We start from the raw sequence: 18,417 nt of genomic DNA, 5'->3' as shown, positions 1-18,417 counted from the left end.
GACGTCTCCTGCTTCGGGGCTCAGTACTGGAGCAGCACCGCGCCCCAGGTGAATCCACCGCCGACACCTTCGAGCACGACCCGCTGGCCACGCTGGATGCGACCGTCACGGATCGCTAGATCCAGCGCCAGCGGGATCGACGCGGCCGAGGTGTTGCCATGCCGGTCGACCGTGACGATGACCCGTTCGTCGGGCACGCCCAGCTTCTTCCCGGTCGCGTTGATGATCCGGATGTTGGCCTGGTGCGGAATGAGCCAGTCCACGTCCGCGGCGCTCAGGCCGCCGCCGTCGATGACTTCCCGTGCCACATCGGCCAGCACCTTGACTGCGAACTTGAACACCGCCTGGCCGTCCATGCGCAGGAACGGGTCGCCAAGCACCTTGCCCGAGGCCACGGTCCCGGGGACGCACAGGATCGGGTGATGGGAGCCGTCGGCGTGCAGCGCCGAGGCGAGAATGCCGGGCGCCTCGGACGCCTCCAGCACGATCGCGCCAGCGCCGTCGCCGAACAGCACACAGGTGCCACGGTCATTCCAGTCGAGAATGCGCGAGAACACCTCGGCGCCGACAACGAGCGCGCGCCGGTGGCTGCCTGAGCGAATGAACTTCTCGGCAATGCTCATCGCGTAGACGAAACCGCTGCACACCGCCTGGACGTCGAAGGCCGCCCCTTCGTTGCGAATGCCGAGGCGCGACTGCAGCAGGGCGGCGGTGCTCGGAAAGATGTAGTCGGGCGTCGAGGTGGCGACGACGATCAGATCGATATCGTCCGCCGCACAACCAGCCGCTTCGATGGCACGACGCGCAGCCGTTTCGGCCATGTCGCTCGCGGTCATGCCCTCGGGGGCGAAATGGCGGGCCCGGATCCCGGTGCGTGTGGTGATCCAGTCGTCGGAGGTCTGAACGCCTCGCGCGACCAGATCGTCGTTGGTGACGGGCGAACCCGGCAGAAAGCTGCCGGTGCCGGCGATACGCGCGTAAATCAAGCCACCTCCTCGCGAACCGCCATGCGCTCGCCGATGCGTTCAATCAAACGGTTGCCGGCGGCTTCGGCCGTGCGTGCGATGGCCTGTTCGAACGCAAAGGCGTCCGCCGAGCCATGGCTCTTCACCACCACGCCACGCAAGCCGAGCAGCACCGCCCCATTGTACTGGCGGTGGTCCACACGGCGCTTGAAATGGGCCAGCGCAGGCATGGCGACGAGCGCCATGAGCTTCGTCATAAAGTTGCGCTTGAATTCCTCGCGCAGGAAGGTCGCGAGCATTTGCGCCAGCCCCTCGGAGGTCTTGAGCGCCACGTTGCCGACAAAACCGTCGCACACGACCACGTCCGTCGTCCCTTTGTAGATATCGTCGCCCTCGACGTTGCCGTAAAAGTTCAGACCGCTGCCGCGCAGCAGCTCGGCCGCCTGCTTGACCACGTCGTTGCCCTTGATCTCTTCCTCGCCGATGTTGAGCAGACCGACCGAGGGGCGATCCTTGTGCTCGACCGCCGACACGAGCATGGCGCCCATGATGCCGAACTGCAGAAGATGCTCGGCCGAGCAGTCCACGTTGGCACCCAGATCAAGCACATAGGAATGGCCGCGCAGCGACGGCAGCACGGTCGCAATGGCCGGACGATCGATGCCTGGCAATGTCTTGAGCACGAATCGGGAAATGGCCATCAGCGCGCCGGTGTTCCCGGCCGAGACCGCCGCCTGGGCCTCACCCGACTTGACCAGATTGATGGCCACCCGCATCGACGAGTCTTTCTTGCCGCGCAAGGCGTTCGCCGGGGGCTCATCCATACCCACCACCTGAGTAGCCGGCTGAACCCGCATCCGTTCGCGCACGGCGGGTGCGACACGTTCGATCAGCGGTTCGATCGCCGCCGGATCGCCCACCAGAGTGACATGGGCGACAGGGTCGCGACTGAGGAATGCACACGCGGCCGGCACCGTCACTGACGGGCCGTGATCACCGCCCATGCAGTCGATCGCAATACTTACATCCATCGACGTCGGGCCTGAGTTATCGAAAAACGAGGACGAAAAAACGGCGCGAGCGCATGACGCGTCGCGCCGTCCTCAGGGACGAGCTTACTCGCCTTTGGCCTTGACGACCTTCTTGCCGCGGTAGAAACCGTTCGGGCTGATGTGATGACGCAGGTGGACCTCACCGGTGGTCGCTTCAACCGCCAGCGGGGCGGTCGCCAGCCCATCATGGGCGCGGCGCATGCCACGCTTGGAGGGCGACTTTTTGTTCTGTTGAACAGCCATTGCAAAGACTCCTTGGAGCAATCATGTTTCATTGCCCTTGCCGTCGCGCAGTTGTTTGAGCGCGGCAAAGGGCGATTCTTTCTCCGACTCCGCCAGGGGGCGGGGCGGCTCGCATTGTTCGTGTCGCGGCGCAAAGGGCAGCGCGAGCAGCACCTCTTCCTCCACCAGCGGCAACACCTCGAGGGTGCGACTGGCTTCGATGGGGTCGAAATCCTCCTCGTCCAGCTCTTCGTCCGGCAACGGCTGCCCGGGCGGCACCAGAAGGAGCCGCCCTTCGACCTCGAAAGGCCAAGGCATTGCTTCCAGACAACGCTGACACCGAAGCATCAACGTCCCGCTGGCCACGATGTCGATGAAAAGCGCATCCTGATCCTCGTCGCGGTAACCGGTCACGTCGAATTTCACGTCACCCGATTCCGCCACCACCACTTCCGCCAGACGCTCAAGCCGGCTCACCGGGCAACTACCGGCCAGGTGCCTGCCTTCGCGCGCGAAAGCAGCAGAATCAACAATGTAGCTCTCTCGCGACATAAGCCGGGCATAATAGTATTTTCGCGATTCGCTGTCAAAAACCTTCAACGTCATTCATGCATCTCGTTCTTGCCTCGACATCCCCCTATCGCCGCATGCTGCTCGAACGGCTCGAACTACCCTTCGATACCGCGGCGCCCGACGTCGATGAAAGCCCCCTCCCCGGCGAACATCCGGCCCAGACCGCGGAGCGCCTGTCCGCCGACAAGGCCCGAGCCGTGGCCCACCATCACCCCAGCGCGCTGATCATCGGCAGCGACCAGGTGGCGTACATGGGCGCGACCCGGTTCGGCAAGCCGGGCACCGTGGAACGCGCCGTCGACCAGCTGCGCCGGATGCAGGGCCGGACGGTGGTGTTCCATACCGGACTGGCCTTGTTCAATGCACGCACCGGCCATACGCAGATCCGCGGCGTGCCGACCCAGGTGCGTTTCCGTTCGCTCGACGACGCGGAGATCGAGCGCTATGTGCATCGCGAACAGCCCCTCGACTGCGCCGGCAGCGCCAAGGTCGAAGGGCTGGGCATCACCCTGCTCGAGGCGCTCTCGGGCGACGACCCGACCGCCTTGATCGGCCTGCCGCTGATCGCCCTGTCCGATCTGCTTCGCGCTGAAGGCATCGCCCTGCCATGACGCAACGACAACACGGCACGTTGTATCTGGTTCCAGTCAGCCTCGGCACCAGCCCGCTCGAACGGACCTTGCCGTCGGCGGCGGCCGAGACGATTCGCGGGCTCCGGCACTTCGTGGTTGAAAACCCGAAGGCCGCGCGCGCCGAATTGAAGCGGATCGCGCACCCGACGCCCCTGCGCGAACTGTCAATCGAGGCCTTGCCGAATCAACCCGACGTGCGAGCGCTGGAGGCATTGCTCGCGCCGGCGCTGGCGGGCAACGATCTGGGCCTCATGTCCGATGCCGGCGTCCCGGCAGTGGCCGATCCCGGCGCCTTGCTGGTCCGCGAAGCGCATCGGCTCGGCCTTCGAGTCGTACCCCTCGTGGGGCCGTCGTCGCTGTTGCTCGGCCTGATGGCCTCGGGACTGGACGGACAGCGCTTCGCCTTCCACGGCTATCTGCCGGTCAAGGACAATGAACGCGCGGCCGCGATCCGGGCACTCGAGGCCGAGTCCCGCCACAAGCACCAGACCCAGCTGTTCATCGAAACACCCTACCGCAACGCGCAGATGTTCCAGACGCTCCTGGCGACGGCGGCGCCAGGCACCCGCCTGTGCGTCGCCCGCGGCCTGACCACGGCGGAAGAATGGGTGCAGACGCATCGGATCGACGCTTGGAAGCGACGCCCCGCCCCGGCGCTTGAGCGCATCCCCACGGTCTTCCTCCTGCTGGCGGACTGATCAGCTCTCCTCGACCAGCCAGACCTGCCCGTCCCGCTCGACGATCGTCAGCGGCTGCAAGCGGGCGCCGCGGCACGGCCCCATGACGCAATACCCGGTCTCGGGCTCGTAACGGGCCCCATGGGTCGCGCAGATCAGGTAGCGCCGATCCGAATCGAAGAAATCCCCTTCCATCCAGTCGAGTTCCACCGGTACATGGGCACACGCGTTCACATACGCGTAGGCGCGGCCGTCGAAGCGGACGGCAAAGGCCGGCACCGTTTGGCCGTGGCGCTCGAGCTGAAAGCGCACGCCGGCATCGCCGTCGGTCAGCGCCTCGGATGCGCAGATCAGGCGTTCTGTGCGAGCCATCGGTCCAGCGCCCCGAGCGAATCCACACACGCCACACTGGGCACCGTCGCCAGCCCCTCCGGCGGATGCGCTCCGTAGCTCACGCCCACCGCATCGACGCCGGCATTGACCGCCATCTGCAGGTCATGGGTGGTATCGCCGATCATCAGCGTACGCGCTGGCTCGACCACCAGTTCCTCCATGAGCGCTTCGAGCATGGCCGGGTGCGGTTTGGAAAAGCTCTCGTCCGCGCATCGCGTCGCGTCGAAGTACTCGCCCAGGCCCGAATGCGCCAGCGCCCGGTCCAGGCCCTGGCGGCTCTTGCCGGTGGCCACTCCGAGAAACCAGCCCCCTTGGGCCAGCCGCTCGATCATGGCGGGCACGCCGTCGAACAGCATCAACTCGTGATCGCTGGACAGATAATGGTGACGGTAACGCTCCACCATGCGCGGATAGTCGCACGGCGGCAATTCGGGCACCGCGTGGGCCAACGCGTCCTGCAGACCGAGGCCGATGACATGGCGCGCGCGCACGTCGTCCGGAACCGGCAAACCCAGATCCTGGCTGGCCGCCTGGATCGAACGCACGATGGCGGCTGCGGAGTCGAGCAGCGTCCCGTCCCAGTCGAACACGATCAGGTCATAGCGCTTCGCCAAAATCCCGCTCCTCCTGTTGCTCTACCCAGCGCCGGAACGCCAGCAGTTCCGCGGGCAGCTCCGCTTCCACGGCAACCGGTTCGCCGGAGAGCGGATGGTGAAAGGCCAGACGCGCCGCATGCAGGAACATGCGTTGCAGCCCGGCCGTCTTCGCCAGCGTCTTGTTCAGGGCAAAATCACCATACTTGTCGTCCCCGAGCAACGGAAAGCCGGCATGCGTCAGATGCACGCGGATCTGATGGGTGCGACCGGTCTTCAGTTCCACCCCCAGCTCGCTCATCGTCTGCCAGCGCCGCCGCAGGGTCACGATGCTGTGCGCCGCCTTCCCGTCCGCCTGCACCCGGACCCGGCGCTCGCCATCGGCGGTCTGGTACTTGTAGAGCGGATCGCGCAGATGCTGGCGCGGATGCATCCAGCGCCCGGCCACCATGGTGATGTAGTGCTTGTCCACCCGGCCTTCGCGCATCATGTCATGCAGCGCGGCGAGCGCCGAGCGCTTCTTGGCCACGATCAGCAGGCCCGAGGTCTCACGGTCGAGCCGATGCGCCAGTTCGAGCAGGCGCGCGTCGGGGCGCTGGCGACGCAGCTGCTCGATGACGCCGAAACTCACCCCGCTGCCGCCATGCACCGCCATCCCGGCCGGCTTGTCGATCACCAGCAGCGCGTCGTCCTCGTACACGACCGGCAGAGGCTTGCCGTGCGGCACCACCCGGCCCACGGCCGACTGGCTCACGCGTACCGGTGGAATGCGAATCGTATCGCCGGCGCTGAGCCGATAGGTCTGCCCGGCACGCTTGCCGTTGATGCGGACCTGACCGCTGCGCAGCAGTCGGTAGATGTGACTCTTCGGCACCCCCTTGAGCTCTCGCGCAAGGAAGTTGTCGAGCCGTTGCCCAGCCATTTCGGCATCGATCTCGACATGTCTGACTTCGGGCGCTTTGCTTTGCGACATCGTCCTGCCATATACTTGCGCCCTGATCTGCGTCGGTCAGGCGCTATGTGGCCTTGAGCGGAGATGCCAAGTGTCGCGAATGCGTCATGAGCCCCTTACGCAGGCTCCCGACAGATCACTAGTCACCGCTCGCAGCCGGAATGAAGGCTGCGATGGTAACGCAAGCAAACCCTATTTTGTTTTTTGCTTAAATCGCGTCCTCACGCGCAGGAATCACAGGTTTCGGCCCTTGTTGGCGGGAACCCATGACATCGACCAGCCGACCCTCGTTAGCCAGAACTTATCGGATGAGAGCCATTCTCGAATATAGAGCACTCCTCTAACTCCGTCTCGCACGATGGTGCGCGCCGCTCGTCCTGCCCGTGATCGAATCGCGGGAGAACGAAATCAATGAAGCGCATGCTTTTCAATGCGACGCAGGCCGAGGAACTCCGCGTCGCGATCGTCGATGGTCAGAAGCTGATTGACCTCGACATCGAATCGGCCGCCAAGGAACAACGCAAGAGCAACATCTACAAGGCGGTCATCACCCGCCTGGAGCCGAGCCTCGAAGCCGCGTTCGTCGACTATGGAGCGGATCGCCACGGCTTCCTGCCGTTCAAGGAGATCGCCAAGACCTACCTGCGCAAGGACGGGGATGGCGGTCGCACGCGTCCGCAAGACGTCCTCAAGGAAGGGGACGAGCTGATCGTCCAGGTCGAGAAGGACGAGCGTGGCAACAAGGGCGCGGCCCTGACCACCTACATCTCGCTGGCCGGTCGATATCTGGTCCTGATGCCGAACAACCCCCGCGGGGGCGGTGTCTCCCGCCGCGTCGAAGGCGACGAACGCGCCGAGCTGCGCGACGTCATGGATCAGCTCGAAGTGCCTTCCGGCATGAGCATGATCGCCCGCACCGCAGCCATCGGACGCAGCGCCGAGGAGCTCCAGTGGGACTTGAACTACCTGCTCCAGCTGTGGGCCGCCATCGACGGTGCCGCCCATGCGCAGGCCGGCGCCTTCCTCATCTATCAGGAAGGCAGTCTGGTCATCCGCGCCATCCGCGACTATTTCCAGCCCGACATCGGTGAAATCCTCATCGACACCGACGACATCTTCGAGCAGGCACGCCAGTTCATGGCCCACGTCATGCCGCAGAACGTCAATCGGGTGAAGCGCTACTCGGACGACGTCCCCCTGTTCTCGCGCTTTCAGATCGAGCACCAGATCGACGCCGCCTACGCGCGCCAGGTCACCCTGCCCTCGGGAGGTGCCATCGTGATCGACCACACCGAAGCGCTGGTGTCGGTCGACGTGAACTCGGGCCGCTCCACCAAGGGCTCCGACATCGAGGAAACCGCGCTGCGCACCAACCTGGAAGCCGCCGACGAAGTCGCCCGCCAGCTGCGCCTGCGCGACCTCGGCGGTCTGCTGGTGATCGACTTCATCGACATGGAGTCGAGCAAGAACCAGCGCGAAGTGGAAAACCGCCTGCGCGACGCCCTGCGCCATGACCGCGCCCGCGTGCAGATGGGCAAGATCAGCCGCTTCGGCCTGCTCGAGCTGTCGCGCCAGCGCCTGCGCCCGGCCCTGGCCGAGACCAGCTACATCCCCTGCCCGCGCTGCAGCGGCACCGGTCACATCCGCAGCACCGAATCCTCCGCCCTGCAGATCCTGCGCATCCTGGAAGAGGAAGCGATGAAGGACAACACCGGCGCGGTGCACTGCCAGGTGCCGGTGGATGTCGCCACCTTCCTGCTCAACGAGAAACGGGTGGACATCGCGCACATCGAGCTGCGCCACAAGGTCAACCTGGTGATCATCCCCAACCGCCACCTGGAAACGCCGGCCAGCGAGATCATCCGCCTGCGCCATGACCAACTGAACCTGGAAGAGACGGTGCGGCCCAGCTACGAGATGGCCGAGCAGCCGCAGCAGCCTTCGTACACCGAAACCCTGCTCGAAGAAGGCAAAAAACCGGCACGCCCCGAGGCCGCAGTGCGGACCATCGCGCCGGCACCGATGCCGGTGCCGGCCGAAGCAGCACCGAGCACGCCGGCGTCCGAAACCACCAGCGGCGAAACGCCGGCTGCCGGAGGCTTCCTCGGCTGGGTCAAACGCCTGTTCGCAAGCGCGCCGGCCACGCCGGCCGCAACCGAGACCGAGTCCGAATCGGCCACGCACACCAAGAGCCCGCGCAACGGCGGCACGCGCGAGCGCAGCGAAGGCAATCGCCGTGGCCGTGGGCGCAACAACCGACGCGGCGAGGAACGCAACGCCGAGAGCCGACGCAACGAGGAGCGCACGACCGACAACCGGCGCAATCGCGACGAACGCAGCGAGGACGACAAGGAAGGCAAGTCCGGCAGCAGTCGCCGCGGCCGCGGCCGCCGTGGCAACCGCAAAGACGAGAGCCAGAACGCCGATGCGACCACGACCGAGACAACGGCCCTGACGGCCGCCGAGACCCCCGAGACCAGTGACGACGACAGCGGCAACACCCGCTCCAGCGGACGCCGTCGGGGACGCCGCGGGCGCGGCCGACAAGCTGAAAACGCGGTCGACAACGCCAACGCCGAAGGCACGAACGAGGCCGATGCGGCCGACGCCCAAGGTGACGACAGCACCAGCGCCGCCCCCGAAGGTGACGAGTCGAATGGCGAAACGCGCAGTTCGCGTTCGCGCCGTCGTCGCCGTTCGCGTCAGAACCGCGATCAGAACGGCGAGTCCGCTCAAACCGATGAAACCGGCGAAACCGGCACTGAAAGCGAAACGGCCAATACCGCTATCGCAGCAGTGGCGACCACCGCTGTGGGCGCTGCCGCCGAAGCCATGACCGAGGCCGCCCCGTCCGCACTGGCGGAGACCACGACACCAGCACGGGCCGATGCCCGCCAGGAAGAGACGGTCGAGACGGTCGAGACGGTCGAGACGGTCGAGACGGTCGAGACGGCAGAGTCGACCACCGAACCCCGTATCGAAGCAACGATCGGGGTCGAGACGGACACCTCCGTCGAGCCGGTAGCCGTGGAGGCTCCGGCCGAATCCGATCAGCCTGAGACGACCGCCGAAGCCGCGGCGCAAGCGCCCGACGAAGCGACTCTGGAATCGGCCCCCGAAGCAGCTCCTGTCGCCGAGGCAGCACCGGCACCGGACATGGCGGGTGGCGCGGCCGAGCCGGCAGCCGAACCGGAGATCGCCGTCTCGGTCTCCGACGAAAGCGCCGCCGAGCCGACAACCGCCGAAGAGACGACGTCCGCCCCTGAACCGGCCGCCGAGGAGGAACCGATCGACATGAGCGCGAGCTTGGCGGACAGCGGTCTGGTCATGATCGAAACCCATGCGGACAAGGTGGCAACCCACACCGACGCCACCGAACCGGTTCAACTGGGCCGTCCGCGCCCGCCGCGAGCCGAGGCGCCCCGCGAGGGCGAACTTCAGCAGGTCGAGACCCGCAAGTAAGCCCGCGACGACGCAAAGAGGAAAAGCCCGCCGATTTCGGCGGGCTTTTTTTCGCGCCCGATCACCCCCGACCGCGCATGATGACGCTCAGCTGTGGTGATCGCGCAGGGTATCGATCAGGCCCTGCACCCCGGCCTCACACAGATCGAGCACATGGTCGAAGCCGGAGTGGCCGCCGTAATAGGGGTCGGGCACCTCGCGCTCCGCCCGATCGTGCGCGTATTCGAGGAACAGATGCACCTTGTGGGCATGGTCCGGCGGGCACCGGCGCTGCATGTGCTCGAAATGGCCGCGATCCATGGCCAACAGCAGATCGAAGCGGGCATAGTCCTCTGCGGTCAGCTTGCGTGCACGCAGACGCGCCAGATCGTAGCCCCGCAGGGCCGCCGCGCGTTGGGTGCGCGGGTCCGGTGCCTCGCCGGCGTGGTAGCCCTGAATGCCGGCCGAGTCGACCACCACCTCGCCATCCAGCCCGACCATGCGCAACCAGTGACGTGCCACCGCTTCGGCGGTGGGAGAACGGCAGATGTTGCCGGTGCATACGAATAAGATCCGACGAATCACGGGGTCTCCTGTTCATCCGGTCCGTGCTGGTCGGCCCCGAACGCCTGGGCCCTGAGCCGGAACAGCTCGTCTCGTATCGCGGCGGCCGATTCGAATTCGAGATTGCGCGCCGCCTCCTGCATCTTCTTCTCCAGCTGGCGGATGGCCTTGGCCAGCGCCTTTTCGTCCATGGCTGCGTAGTCCTTGGCCGGCGACCCTTTGGCCTTCGCCACATCATCCTTGGCCTCGGTGCTGTAGACGCCATCGATGATGTCCCTGACCCGTTTGGTCACCGAGGTCGGGGTGATGCCGTGCGCCTCGTTGAAGGCGATCTGCTTCTCGCGGCGGCGTTCGGTTTCGTCCATCGCCCGCTTCATCGAATCGGTGATCCGGTCGGCATAGAGTATGGCCGTGCCGTGGACATGGCGGGCCGCCCGGCCGATGGTCTGGATCAACGAACGCTCCGAGCGCAGAAAGCCTTCCTTGTCGGCGTCGAGAATGGCCACCAGCGAGACCTCGGGAATGTCCAGCCCCTCGCGCAGGAGGTTGATACCGACGAGCACGTCGAACTGGCCAAGGCGCAGGTCACGGATGATCTCCACACGTTCCACGGTGTCGATGTCCGAGTGCAGATAGCGCACCCGGATCCCGTTCTCGGTGAGGTAGTCGGTCAGATCCTCGGCGAGGCGCTTGGTGAGCGTCGTGACCAGGATGCGCTCCTCGACCGCCACCCGGCGCTTGATCTCGCCGAGCAGGTCGTCCACCTGGGTCATGGCCGGGCGCACCTGCACCTCGGGGTCGATCAGCCCGGTGGGACGCACCACCTGCTCCACCACCTGCCCCTGATGGGTCGCCTCGTAATTGGCCGGTGTCGCCGAGATGAACACCGTCTGCGGCATCAGGCGTTCGAACTCCTCGAACTTGAGCGGCCGGTTGTCCACCGCCGAGGGCAGGCGAAAGCCGTATTCGACGAGATTCTCCTTGCGTGAGCGGTCACCTTTGTACATGGCGCCGACCTGCGGAATGCTCACGTGCGACTCGTCCACGAACAACAGGCCGTCCGGGGGAAGATAGTCGATGAGCGTCGGCGGCGGCTCGCCCGGCGCGCGGCCCGACAGGTGTCGGGAATAGTTCTCGATGCCCTTGCAGAAACCCAGCTCGTTGAGCATCTCCAGGTCAAAACGGGTGCGCTGCTCGATCCGCTGCGCCTCGACCAGCTTGCCGGCCTGCTGAAAATAGGCGACCCGGTCGCGCAATTCGTCCTTGATACCATCGATGGCCTTGAGCACCGTGGCCCGGGGGGTCACGTAATGACTGGACGGATAGACCGTGAAGCGCACCAGCTTGTGCTTGAGGTGGCCGGTGAGCGGGTCGAACAGGGTCAGATGCTCGATCTCGTCGTCGAACATCTCCACGCGCACCGCCAGCTCCGCGTTCTCGGCCGGGAAGATGTCGATGACGTCACCGCGCACACGGAAGGTGCCACGACGGAAGTCCACATCGGCGCGAGCGTACTGCATGGTCACCAGACGGCGCACCAGATCGCGGTGGGCCATCTTCTCGCCCTCGCGCAGGTGCAGCACCATGCTGTGGTAGTCCACCGGATCGCCGATGCCGTAGATGCACGACACGGTCGCCACGATCACCACGTCGCGCCGCTCCATGAGACTCTTCGTGGCCGACAGGCGCATCTGCTCGATGTGCTCGTTGATGCTCGAATCCTTCTCGATGAACAGGTCACGCGAGGGCACGTAGGCCTCGGGCTGATAGTAGTCGTAGTAGGAGACGAAGTATTCGACTGCGTTCTCGGGCAGGAACTCGCGGAATTCCGAGTAGAGCTGGGCCGCGAGCGTCTTGTTGTGCGCCAGCACCAGGGCCGGCCGGCCACAGCGGGCGATCACGTTCGCCATGGTGAAGGTCTTGCCGGAGCCGGTCACGCCGAGCAGGGTCTGGTACATCAACCCGTCCCCGATCCCCTCCACCAACCGGTCGATCGCCGCGGGTTGATCCCCGGCCGGCGGGAAGGGTTGATGAAGGCGGAACGGACTGCCTTCGAAAGTCACCACCCGCCCCGATTGTGCTGCGTCCGACATGCTAGAATTTTCACTTTTGCGGCGCCGCCACATGGGGCTGCCGCGAAGTCAAACGAACTTTCGATTATTCCGCGTCCCCCTCGGTGACGCAACCGGATGGAGCTGACATGACCTCGTCGATCTTTGCCGCTGTGGAGATGGCCCCACGCGACCCGATTCTCGGCCTCAACGAAGCCTTCCAGGCGGACACCCGCGCCGAGAAGGTGAATCTGGGCGTCGGCGTGTATTACGACGACAACGGCAAGATCCCGCTCCTCGCTGCGGTCCGCGCTGCCGAAGAGGCCCGCCTGCAAGCCGCACCGCCGCGCGGCTACCAGCCCATCGAAGGCGCGCAGATGTACAACAAGGCGGTTCAGGGCCTGCTGTTCGGCCCGCAGTCGGCGCTCGTCGAGGCTGGCCGCGCCGTCACCTTCGAGGCCCTGGGCGGCACCGGCGCCCTCAAGGTCGGCGCCGACTTCCTGTTCCGCATCGATCCGAAGGCCCAGGTGCTGATCTCCAACCCGAGCTGGGAGAACCACCGCGCCCTGTTCGAGGCCGCCGGCTTCGACGTTGGCACCTACCCGTACTATGACGCGCAGACGCGTGGCGTGGACTTTCCCGCCATGCTCGACGGCCTGCGTGCCGCCGACGCCGGCACCATCGTCGTGCTCCACGCCTGCTGCCACAACCCCACCGGCGCCGATCTGGACGCCACCCAGTGGGCCCAGGTCGTCGAGGTGATCCGCGAGCGCGGCCTGGTCGCTTTCATCGACATGGCCTACCAGGGCTTTGCCGACGGCATCGAGCCGGACGCGGTGGCGCTGCGCCTGTTCGCCGAGTCGGGGCTGGAGTTCTTTGTCGCCAGCTCCTTCTCCAAGTCCTTCTCCCTCTACGGTGAGCGCGTCGGTGCCCTCACCATCGTGACCGAGAACAAGGAAACCTCGGCGCGCGTGCTCTCCCAGGTCAAGCGCGTGGTGCGCACCAACTACTCCAACCCGCCGACCCATGGCGGCGCCATCGTCGCTGCGGTACTCACCGACGCCGGTCTGCGCAAGCAGTGGGAAGACGAGCTGGCCGGCATGCGCGACCGCATCCGCCTCATGCGCTCGGCCCTGGTGGAAAAGATCGCCGCCGCCGGCGCGAACCAGGATTTCTCGTTCGTGGTCCGTCAGCGCGGGATGTTCTCGTTCACCGGCCTGAGCGTCGATCAGGTCGAACGGCTCAAGCAGGAATTCGGCATCTACGCGGTATCCTCCGGCCGGATCTGCCTGGCCGCCCTGAACTCCGGCAACATCGACTATGTAGCCAATGCCATCGCCCAGGTCGTCAAGGGCTGAGCGCTTAGCGCCCACAACAAAAGACGGCGCCCCAGGGCGCCGTCTTTTGTTCACCTGCGCCTACTGACGCAGATCGCCCGGTCCGACGGGGATTTCGAAGGCTTCGTCCGGCGCTTCGACCGGCACGGCCTTATCAGCGCCTTCCGCCTGCGGCGCACCCTCAGTGTTTTCACCGCCTTCCGAGGCGGCCACACTCGGAGGCGCCGCCGGCTTCGGGGTCTCGAGCACCGGCGCGGCCAGCGAACCGGAAACGGTGATCGGCACACGCACGCGCCGTCCGCCCGACACCACCGTGGCACCCACCTTGCCGCTGAGCGAATCGAGCTTGCCGACCTCGACACGACCGTTCGCGTCGAGGGCGCCGGCAGCGAGGCGCTCCAGGGTCACGAGGGTGCGCTCACCGTCATAATCAATTTTCCCGGACAGGGTTTCGAACCGGGTTTCCCCCCCCTGGATCTTCCCGGTCCCGCGTTCGCGTAAGGCAGCGGCAAAATCCATGCCGCGGAGCACACCGTTGTCGATACTGAAGCGCCCCTCGATCCGCTTGGCCACGGAAATGGCCGAGGTCTGGACACCCGCCGCCGACAAGGCGAACTGACCATCGACAGCCCCCTCGAGGCGCACGCTGCTGCCCACCGCATTCATGAGTCGTCTGGCGTCGATCTTGCCCAGCGTCAGATCCACCTCCAACTGCGCCCCCTGAGCAAAATCGAGCCGCCCGGTGGCGCTTGCCTTGCCCGAGAACACGGCTGCTTCGAAACGTGAGATATCCAGGCCATCACCTCGCAAGGTGCCGACCAGCTGGTAGCTGTCCATGGTGAGCTTGGGAAAGACCCCCAGCGCGCGGTTGATGGCCACCACATCGACACCCAGAGCATCGCCGTTCGCGTTCAAGGTCGCACGGACGGCATTGTCCGGCGTCACAAGCGTGACCGCACCCGGATGGTCGAAGCTCACGTCGCCGGTGAAACCACCCCAGCGTTCGGGGCCGATCCGGACCGCCGCATCGGCCACATGGATCCCGCTCAGGTCTTCCCTGACCGTGTTGGCTGCCAACAGGCGCGAGAGCGCATCCGCGCGCGCCTCCAGCCCCACGAGCGAGGCCTTGAAGCGCCACGCCACGGCGCGGATCGACGCAGGCCAGTCCGGGGTCAGGTACAGCCCCTCGGCACGCAGGGATGGCATCGTTGCCACGCGCAGATCGGACAACTCGAGGCTTCCACCCCCGAACGCCGACAGGCGCATCGAACCGAAGCTCACCGGGGCACCCACATGATGCGCCAGCGCCGCCTCGATCTCGGGGCGATGCCGCTCCGGCAGCAAGAAGGCCGCAACGACGAGGGCCGCCACCGCGGCGATGGCGGCCAGGGGCAGGAAGGCCCGCCACATGCGGCCAAGGAAGAAACGGGTGGCGATCATCCCGCCACGCGTCCGGTCCGCCAGGTTCGGCCCCCGAACCCCGTCGATCGGCGTGGGTGCCGGCAGTGCCACGTCCGGGGGAAACTCGCCGGTAGCGATGACCGGTTCCCGGGGATCTCCCGGCACGTAGGGGGCCACCTCATCTGCCGCAGGCGCGGCGGGCTCGACGCGTGCCGGCGCATCGAGCTGCTCGTCAGCCGCCACGGGCGGTTCGGCTTCGCTCACCCTCGTATCGGCGGAGCCGTCCGCTGTGGTCATGGACGGTTCCGGGGTCGCCCCGATCGATGCGTCGTCAGGCGTCAGATCGAAATCGACCGGCGCGTCGCGTTCGGCGCCGTTGCCGGACACCTCGGTGCCCTCCGCTGCGTCGGCCAGATCAGCAGATACGATATCCGGAGGCGCTGTCTCCACGGCATCTTCGGCATCGATCTCGGCGCCGACGAAATCCATCTCGATGCCGGCGGTCTCGCCTTCCGGCTGTATCCAGCCCAAGCGCAACAGCTCCTCGGTCGCGGTGTCGATGGCCAGCGAGGCGCCGAAGCGACGTTTGAGCTCCCGGACCGACAGGCGGCCGTCGACCAGCAACAGCATGGCGCGCAGTTCATGCGACGCGATCGATCTGGGCTGGCGTGCCCGGGACTCGCCTTCCTCGGTACGTACGTAGACGGATTCTTCCTCAATCATCCAGCACCCCGCATCGCGGCATTATTGACCTGAATCTAATCAATCGGCATTTTCGCACAAAAAGTTGACACCTCAAGAACCGGTTTCTATAATTCGCGCTTCTTTCAGTTCCCCGATAGCTCAGTCGGTAGAGCGACGGACTGTTAATCCGCAGGTCCCTGGTTCGAGCCCAGGTCGGGGAGCCAACTGAATTCGAGGGGTTGTCGCCATGCGACAACCCCTTTTTCATCGGCCAAACGCCATCGTAGTTGAGGCGGCACGCCGTGTCACGACGCGCGCCCGATTCCCGTTTGCTGCTATAAATGGAGCAGCACGACAGTTTCGAGATACCGGGTCGATCGAATGACCAATTCCACGCCAACGCCTCTTGTCGACACGCTGGGCCGCCCGATCCGCGATCTGCGCATTTCGGTGACCGACCGGTGCAACTTCCGCTGCACCTACTGCATGCCACGCTCGGTGTTCGACAAGAACTACCAGTTCCTCGCGCGCACCGAGTTGCTCAGCTTCGAGGAATTGCATCGGATCGCACAGGTGTTCAACCGGCTGGGGGTTCGCAAGATCCGCATCACCGGTGGCGAACCCCTGCTCCGGCGCAATGTGGACAAGCTGATCGGGGTCCTGAAGTCGATCCCCGATCTTGAACTGACCCTGACCACCAACGGTGTCCTGCTGCCACGCATGGCGCCCAAGCTGGCCGAAGCCGGGCTCGATCGGGTCACCGTGAGCCTCGACGCGCTGGACGACGCCACCTTCCAGAAGATCGCCGACGTGGACCTGAGCGTCGAGGACGTGATCAGCGGCATCGACGCCGCGCGCGACGCCGGCCTCCGGCCGGTGAAGGTGAACATGGTGGTCAAGCGCGGCATCAACGACGATCAGATCGTCGCCATGGCCGAGCGTTTCCGCGGCAGCGGCCACATCCTGCGCTTCATCGAGTTCATGGACGTGGGCACCAGCAACGGCTGGCGCATGGACGACGTGGTGCCCTCGCGCGAGGTCGTCGAGCGCATCCATGCGCGATTCCCGCTGGAGACGGTCGACCCCAACTACACCGGCGAGGTGGCCGAGCGCTGGCGCTATGTGGATGGCGCCGGCGAGATCGGTGTCATTTCCTCCGTCACCCAGGCCTTCTGCCGCGACTGCAGCCGCATCCGCCTGTCCACCGAAGGCAAGCTGTTCACCTGCCTGTTCGCCAGCGCGGGTTTCGATCTGCGCACACCGCTGCGCGATGGCGCGAGCGATGATGAACTGGCGGGCATGATCGCGCAGCTGTGGCGCCAGCGGGCCGACCGCTATTCCGAGATCCGCTCGGAAAACACCCGGCCGCTCAAGCGCATCGAGATGTCCTACATCGGCGGCTGAGCTCCGCCACCCTCGCCACCGACGCGCCTCAGACGCCCTCGTCCTCGACGTCGTCGACCGTTTCGGGCAACTCGTCCAGCTGCGCCGCCTCGATCTTGCGGAAATGCGCGCTGATCTTGCGTGAGCTGGTCTGCACGTCCTTCACATCCTTGCCGGCCTGATCGATATGGCGCGCCAGCGCCTGCATGCGGTCGTCGAAGCGGGTGAAGTCCTTGGCCAGCTTGGCCAGGGCGTCCTTGATGACATGGATCTGCTTGCGCGTCTCGACATCCTTGAGCACCGCCCGCGCGGTGTTGAGCACGGCCATGAGCGTGGTCGGCGACACCACCCAGACCTTCTTCTCCTGAGCGTAGGTCACCAGCTCCGGATGGTAGGCATGGATCTCGGCGAACACCGCCTCGGCCGGCACGAACATCACCGCGCCGTCGGAGGTCACGTTGGGGATCACGTACTTGCCGGAAATGGCGTCAATGTGGCGTTTGACGTCGCTACGGAAGGCGCTGGTCGCCAGGCGCCGGTCGGCATCGCCCACGTCCGCATCGAACATCCGGTGATAGTTCTCGAGCGGGAACTTGGAATCGACGGCCACCAGACCGGTCGGCTCGGGCAGCTTGAGCACGCAGTCGGCGCGCACGTTGCCGGGCAGGGTGAACTGGAACTCGTAGGCGTCCGGCGGCAGGATGTTGCGCACCAGGGCTTCGAGCTGCACCTCGCCGAAGGCGCCACGTGCCCGCTTGTCGCCGAGCAGTTCCTGCAGGCTCACCACATTGGTGGTCAGGCCGTCGATCTTCTTCTGCGCCTCGTCGATGGTGGCCAGCCGCGCCATCACGTTGGCGAAGGTCTCGTTGGTCTTCTTGAACCCCTCGTCGAGGCGCTCGTGCACCTGCCCGGTGATCTTCTCCAGGCGCTCGTTCACCGTCTTGGTCAGCGCCTCGATGCTGCGCGCCATCTGCTCGGAGGCGCCGCGCAGGCCGGTCTCGAGCAGCTCGCGGTCCTTGCGCGCATGCTCGCCCAGGCGGGCCAGGGTCTGCTCGATCATTTCGCTGCGCAATTTGGCCTGGGTGCGTTCGAAGGTGTTGTTCAGCTCGGTGAGCTTGAGCGTCGTGTCGCTGCGCTGCTCGCCCAGCTGGGTCTGAAGAATGAGCTTGAGCCCGTGCATGGCCTCCCGGGTCGCGCCCATGTCGGCCTCCACGCGCTCGCGCAGGCGCCCGACCTGCGCTTCGGTTCCCGCCGCCAGACGCTCGCTCTGCGCCGCCAGGCCACCGTGCAGATCGTTGAGCAGCTCGCGATGATGGCTCTCCACCAGTTCGCGCATGGTGTCGTTCACCGCCACGGGCAGTTCCGAGCGCAAAACGCGCAGACGGGCGATCAGCCACAGCACCGCCACCAGCAGGATGACAAGGCCACCTGCAAGGCCATAGAGAAGTTCGGATTGGGTCACCGCGACACCCGCCTGTTCGACACCGGGCGAGTATA

16 protein-coding genes and 1 tRNA gene are annotated in these 18,417 nt (G+C 65.8%); 6 read left to right on the top strand and 11 right to left on the bottom strand.

Translation table 11 applies throughout. The annotated features are described in order from the left end of the window. Positions 1 to 20 precede the first annotated feature (20 nt). From G3580_RS08925 to G3580_RS08910, 4 genes are all read right to left on the bottom strand, one after another. Positions 21 to 986: a beta-ketoacyl-ACP synthase III gene (locus G3580_RS08925; protein WP_173764920.1), complete on the bottom strand. Its 966-nt coding sequence runs from the start codon at positions 984 to 986 to the stop codon at positions 21 to 23. Beyond that, positions 983 to 1,996, bottom strand: a complete 1,014-nt coding sequence (plsX, locus tag G3580_RS08920; RefSeq protein WP_173764919.1) for a phosphate acyltransferase PlsX — start codon at positions 1,994 to 1,996, stop codon at positions 983 to 985. The genes G3580_RS08925 and plsX overlap by 4 nt, the downstream gene beginning before the upstream one ends. Before the next feature lie 84 nt (positions 1,997 to 2,080). Continuing rightward, positions 2,081 to 2,260, bottom strand: a complete 180-nt coding sequence (rpmF, locus tag G3580_RS08915) for a 50S ribosomal protein L32 (protein ID WP_173764918.1) — start codon at positions 2,258 to 2,260, stop codon at positions 2,081 to 2,083. 21 nt (positions 2,261 to 2,281) lie between these two features. After that, on the bottom strand, positions 2,282 to 2,845 hold the full coding sequence (locus G3580_RS08910; protein ID WP_228720819.1) for a YceD family protein: 564 nt from the start codon (positions 2,843 to 2,845) through the stop codon (positions 2,282 to 2,284). A 2-nt stretch (positions 2,846 to 2,847) separates the two neighbouring features. On the opposite strand from G3580_RS08910, the gene G3580_RS08905 reads away from it, so the two are divergent. Together G3580_RS08905 and G3580_RS08900 are read left to right on the top strand one after the other, a co-directional pair. Beyond that, positions 2,848 to 3,423 carry a Maf family protein gene (locus tag G3580_RS08905; RefSeq protein ID WP_173764917.1) on the top strand — a complete coding sequence of 192 codons (576 nt, stop codon included), beginning with the start codon at positions 2,848 to 2,850 and terminating at the stop codon, positions 3,421 to 3,423. Continuing rightward, entirely contained in the window at positions 3,420 to 4,142 is a 723-nt protein-coding gene (locus tag G3580_RS08900; protein ID WP_173764916.1) for an SAM-dependent methyltransferase, read from the top strand. The genes G3580_RS08905 and G3580_RS08900 overlap by 4 nt, the downstream gene beginning before the upstream one ends. Here the strand turns inward: G3580_RS08900 and G3580_RS08895 are convergent, their stop codons facing one another. From G3580_RS08895 to G3580_RS08885, 3 genes are read right to left on the bottom strand one after another with little or no spacing between them, the layout of a single operon-like run. Continuing rightward, a complete protein-coding gene (locus G3580_RS08895) occupies positions 4,143 to 4,493 on the bottom strand; it encodes a Rieske (2Fe-2S) protein (RefSeq protein ID WP_173764915.1) in 351 nt (116 codons plus the stop codon). After that, a complete protein-coding gene (locus G3580_RS08890; RefSeq protein WP_217424633.1) occupies positions 4,472 to 5,128 on the bottom strand; it encodes an HAD-IA family hydrolase in 657 nt (218 codons plus the stop codon). Before G3580_RS08890 ends, G3580_RS08895 begins: the two co-directional genes overlap by 22 nt. Continuing rightward, the gene (locus G3580_RS08885; protein WP_173764914.1) at positions 5,112 to 6,080 is read right to left on the bottom strand and encodes an RluA family pseudouridine synthase; all 969 of its coding nucleotides are present in this window, start codon (positions 6,078 to 6,080) and stop codon (positions 5,112 to 5,114) included. Before G3580_RS08885 ends, G3580_RS08890 begins: the two co-directional genes overlap by 17 nt. A 390-nt stretch (positions 6,081 to 6,470) precedes the next feature. Here G3580_RS08885 and G3580_RS08880 point away from each other — a divergent pair, with 390 nt between their 5' ends. Next, complete coding sequence (locus tag G3580_RS08880) at positions 6,471 to 9,521, top strand: Rne/Rng family ribonuclease (RefSeq protein WP_173764913.1); 3,051 nt, start codon at positions 6,471 to 6,473, stop codon at positions 9,519 to 9,521. 87 nt (positions 9,522 to 9,608) lie between these two features. Here G3580_RS08880 and G3580_RS08875 read toward each other — a convergent pair whose 3' ends face one another. Then, complete coding sequence (locus G3580_RS08875) at positions 9,609 to 10,082, bottom strand: low molecular weight protein-tyrosine-phosphatase (protein ID WP_173768712.1); 474 nt, start codon at positions 10,080 to 10,082, stop codon at positions 9,609 to 9,611. Continuing rightward, the gene (uvrB, locus tag G3580_RS08870; protein ID WP_173764912.1) at positions 10,082 to 12,157 is read right to left on the bottom strand and encodes an excinuclease ABC subunit UvrB; all 2,076 of its coding nucleotides are present in this window, start codon (positions 12,155 to 12,157) and stop codon (positions 10,082 to 10,084) included. Before uvrB ends, G3580_RS08875 begins: the two co-directional genes overlap by 1 nt. 107 nt (positions 12,158 to 12,264) lie before the next feature. On the opposite strand from uvrB, the gene G3580_RS08865 reads away from it, so the two are divergent. After that, on the top strand, positions 12,265 to 13,473 hold the full coding sequence (locus tag G3580_RS08865) for an amino acid aminotransferase (protein WP_173764911.1): 1,209 nt from the start codon (positions 12,265 to 12,267) through the stop codon (positions 13,471 to 13,473). Positions 13,474 to 13,533: 60 nt separating this feature from the next. Here G3580_RS08865 and G3580_RS08860 read toward each other — a convergent pair whose 3' ends face one another. Continuing rightward, on the bottom strand, positions 13,534 to 15,576 hold the full coding sequence (locus G3580_RS08860; RefSeq protein WP_173764910.1) for an AsmA-like C-terminal region-containing protein: 2,043 nt from the start codon (positions 15,574 to 15,576) through the stop codon (positions 13,534 to 13,536). 109 nt (positions 15,577 to 15,685) lie between these two features. On the opposite strand from G3580_RS08860, the gene G3580_RS08855 reads away from it, so the two are divergent. Further along, positions 15,686 to 15,761: transfer RNA gene (locus G3580_RS08855), tRNA-Asn, on the top strand. A 157-nt stretch (positions 15,762 to 15,918) separates the two neighbouring features. Next, positions 15,919 to 16,941, top strand: coding sequence for a GTP 3',8-cyclase MoaA (moaA, locus tag G3580_RS08850; protein ID WP_173764909.1), 1,023 nt, complete (start codon positions 15,919 to 15,921; stop codon positions 16,939 to 16,941). 28 nt (positions 16,942 to 16,969) lie between these two features. On the opposite strand, the gene rmuC is transcribed toward moaA, so the two are convergent. Next, a complete protein-coding gene (gene rmuC / locus G3580_RS08845; protein ID WP_228720818.1) occupies positions 16,970 to 18,382 on the bottom strand; it encodes a DNA recombination protein RmuC in 1,413 nt (470 codons plus the stop codon). Positions 18,383 to 18,417: the final 35 nt, after the last annotated feature.

The sequence above is a fragment of the Nitrogeniibacter mangrovi genome, assembly GCF_010983895.1.
Lineage (GTDB): Bacteria > Pseudomonadota > Gammaproteobacteria > Burkholderiales > Rhodocyclaceae > Nitrogeniibacter > Nitrogeniibacter mangrovi.
This window is presented reverse-complemented; position numbering and strand designations above follow the sequence as displayed.

Coding starts and splice junctions, on each gene's coding strand:
- plsX (WP_173764919.1), bottom strand. CDS start 1,996: ATGGATGTAAGTATTGCGATCGACTGCATGGGCGGTGATCACGGCCCG.
- rpmF (WP_173764918.1), bottom strand. CDS start 2,260: ATGGCTGTTCAACAGAACAAAAAGTCGCCCTCCAAGCGTGGCATGCGC.
- G3580_RS08910 (WP_228720819.1), bottom strand. CDS start 2,845: ATGACGTTGAAGGTTTTTGACAGCGAATCGCGAAAATACTATTATGCC.
- G3580_RS08905 (WP_173764917.1), top strand. CDS start 2,848: ATGCATCTCGTTCTTGCCTCGACATCCCCCTATCGCCGCATGCTGCTC.
- G3580_RS08900 (WP_173764916.1), top strand. CDS start 3,420: ATGACGCAACGACAACACGGCACGTTGTATCTGGTTCCAGTCAGCCTC.
- G3580_RS08895 (WP_173764915.1), bottom strand. CDS start 4,493: ATGGCTCGCACAGAACGCCTGATCTGCGCATCCGAGGCGCTGACCGAC.
- G3580_RS08885 (WP_173764914.1), bottom strand. CDS start 6,080: ATGTCGCAAAGCAAAGCGCCCGAAGTCAGACATGTCGAGATCGATGCC.
- G3580_RS08880 (WP_173764913.1), top strand. CDS start 6,471: ATGAAGCGCATGCTTTTCAATGCGACGCAGGCCGAGGAACTCCGCGTC.
- uvrB (WP_173764912.1), bottom strand. CDS start 12,157: ATGTCGGACGCAGCACAATCGGGGCGGGTGGTGACTTTCGAAGGCAGT.
- G3580_RS08865 (WP_173764911.1), top strand. CDS start 12,265: ATGACCTCGTCGATCTTTGCCGCTGTGGAGATGGCCCCACGCGACCCG.
- G3580_RS08860 (WP_173764910.1), bottom strand. CDS start 15,576: ATGATTGAGGAAGAATCCGTCTACGTACGTACCGAGGAAGGCGAGTCC.
- moaA (WP_173764909.1), top strand. CDS start 15,919: ATGACCAATTCCACGCCAACGCCTCTTGTCGACACGCTGGGCCGCCCG.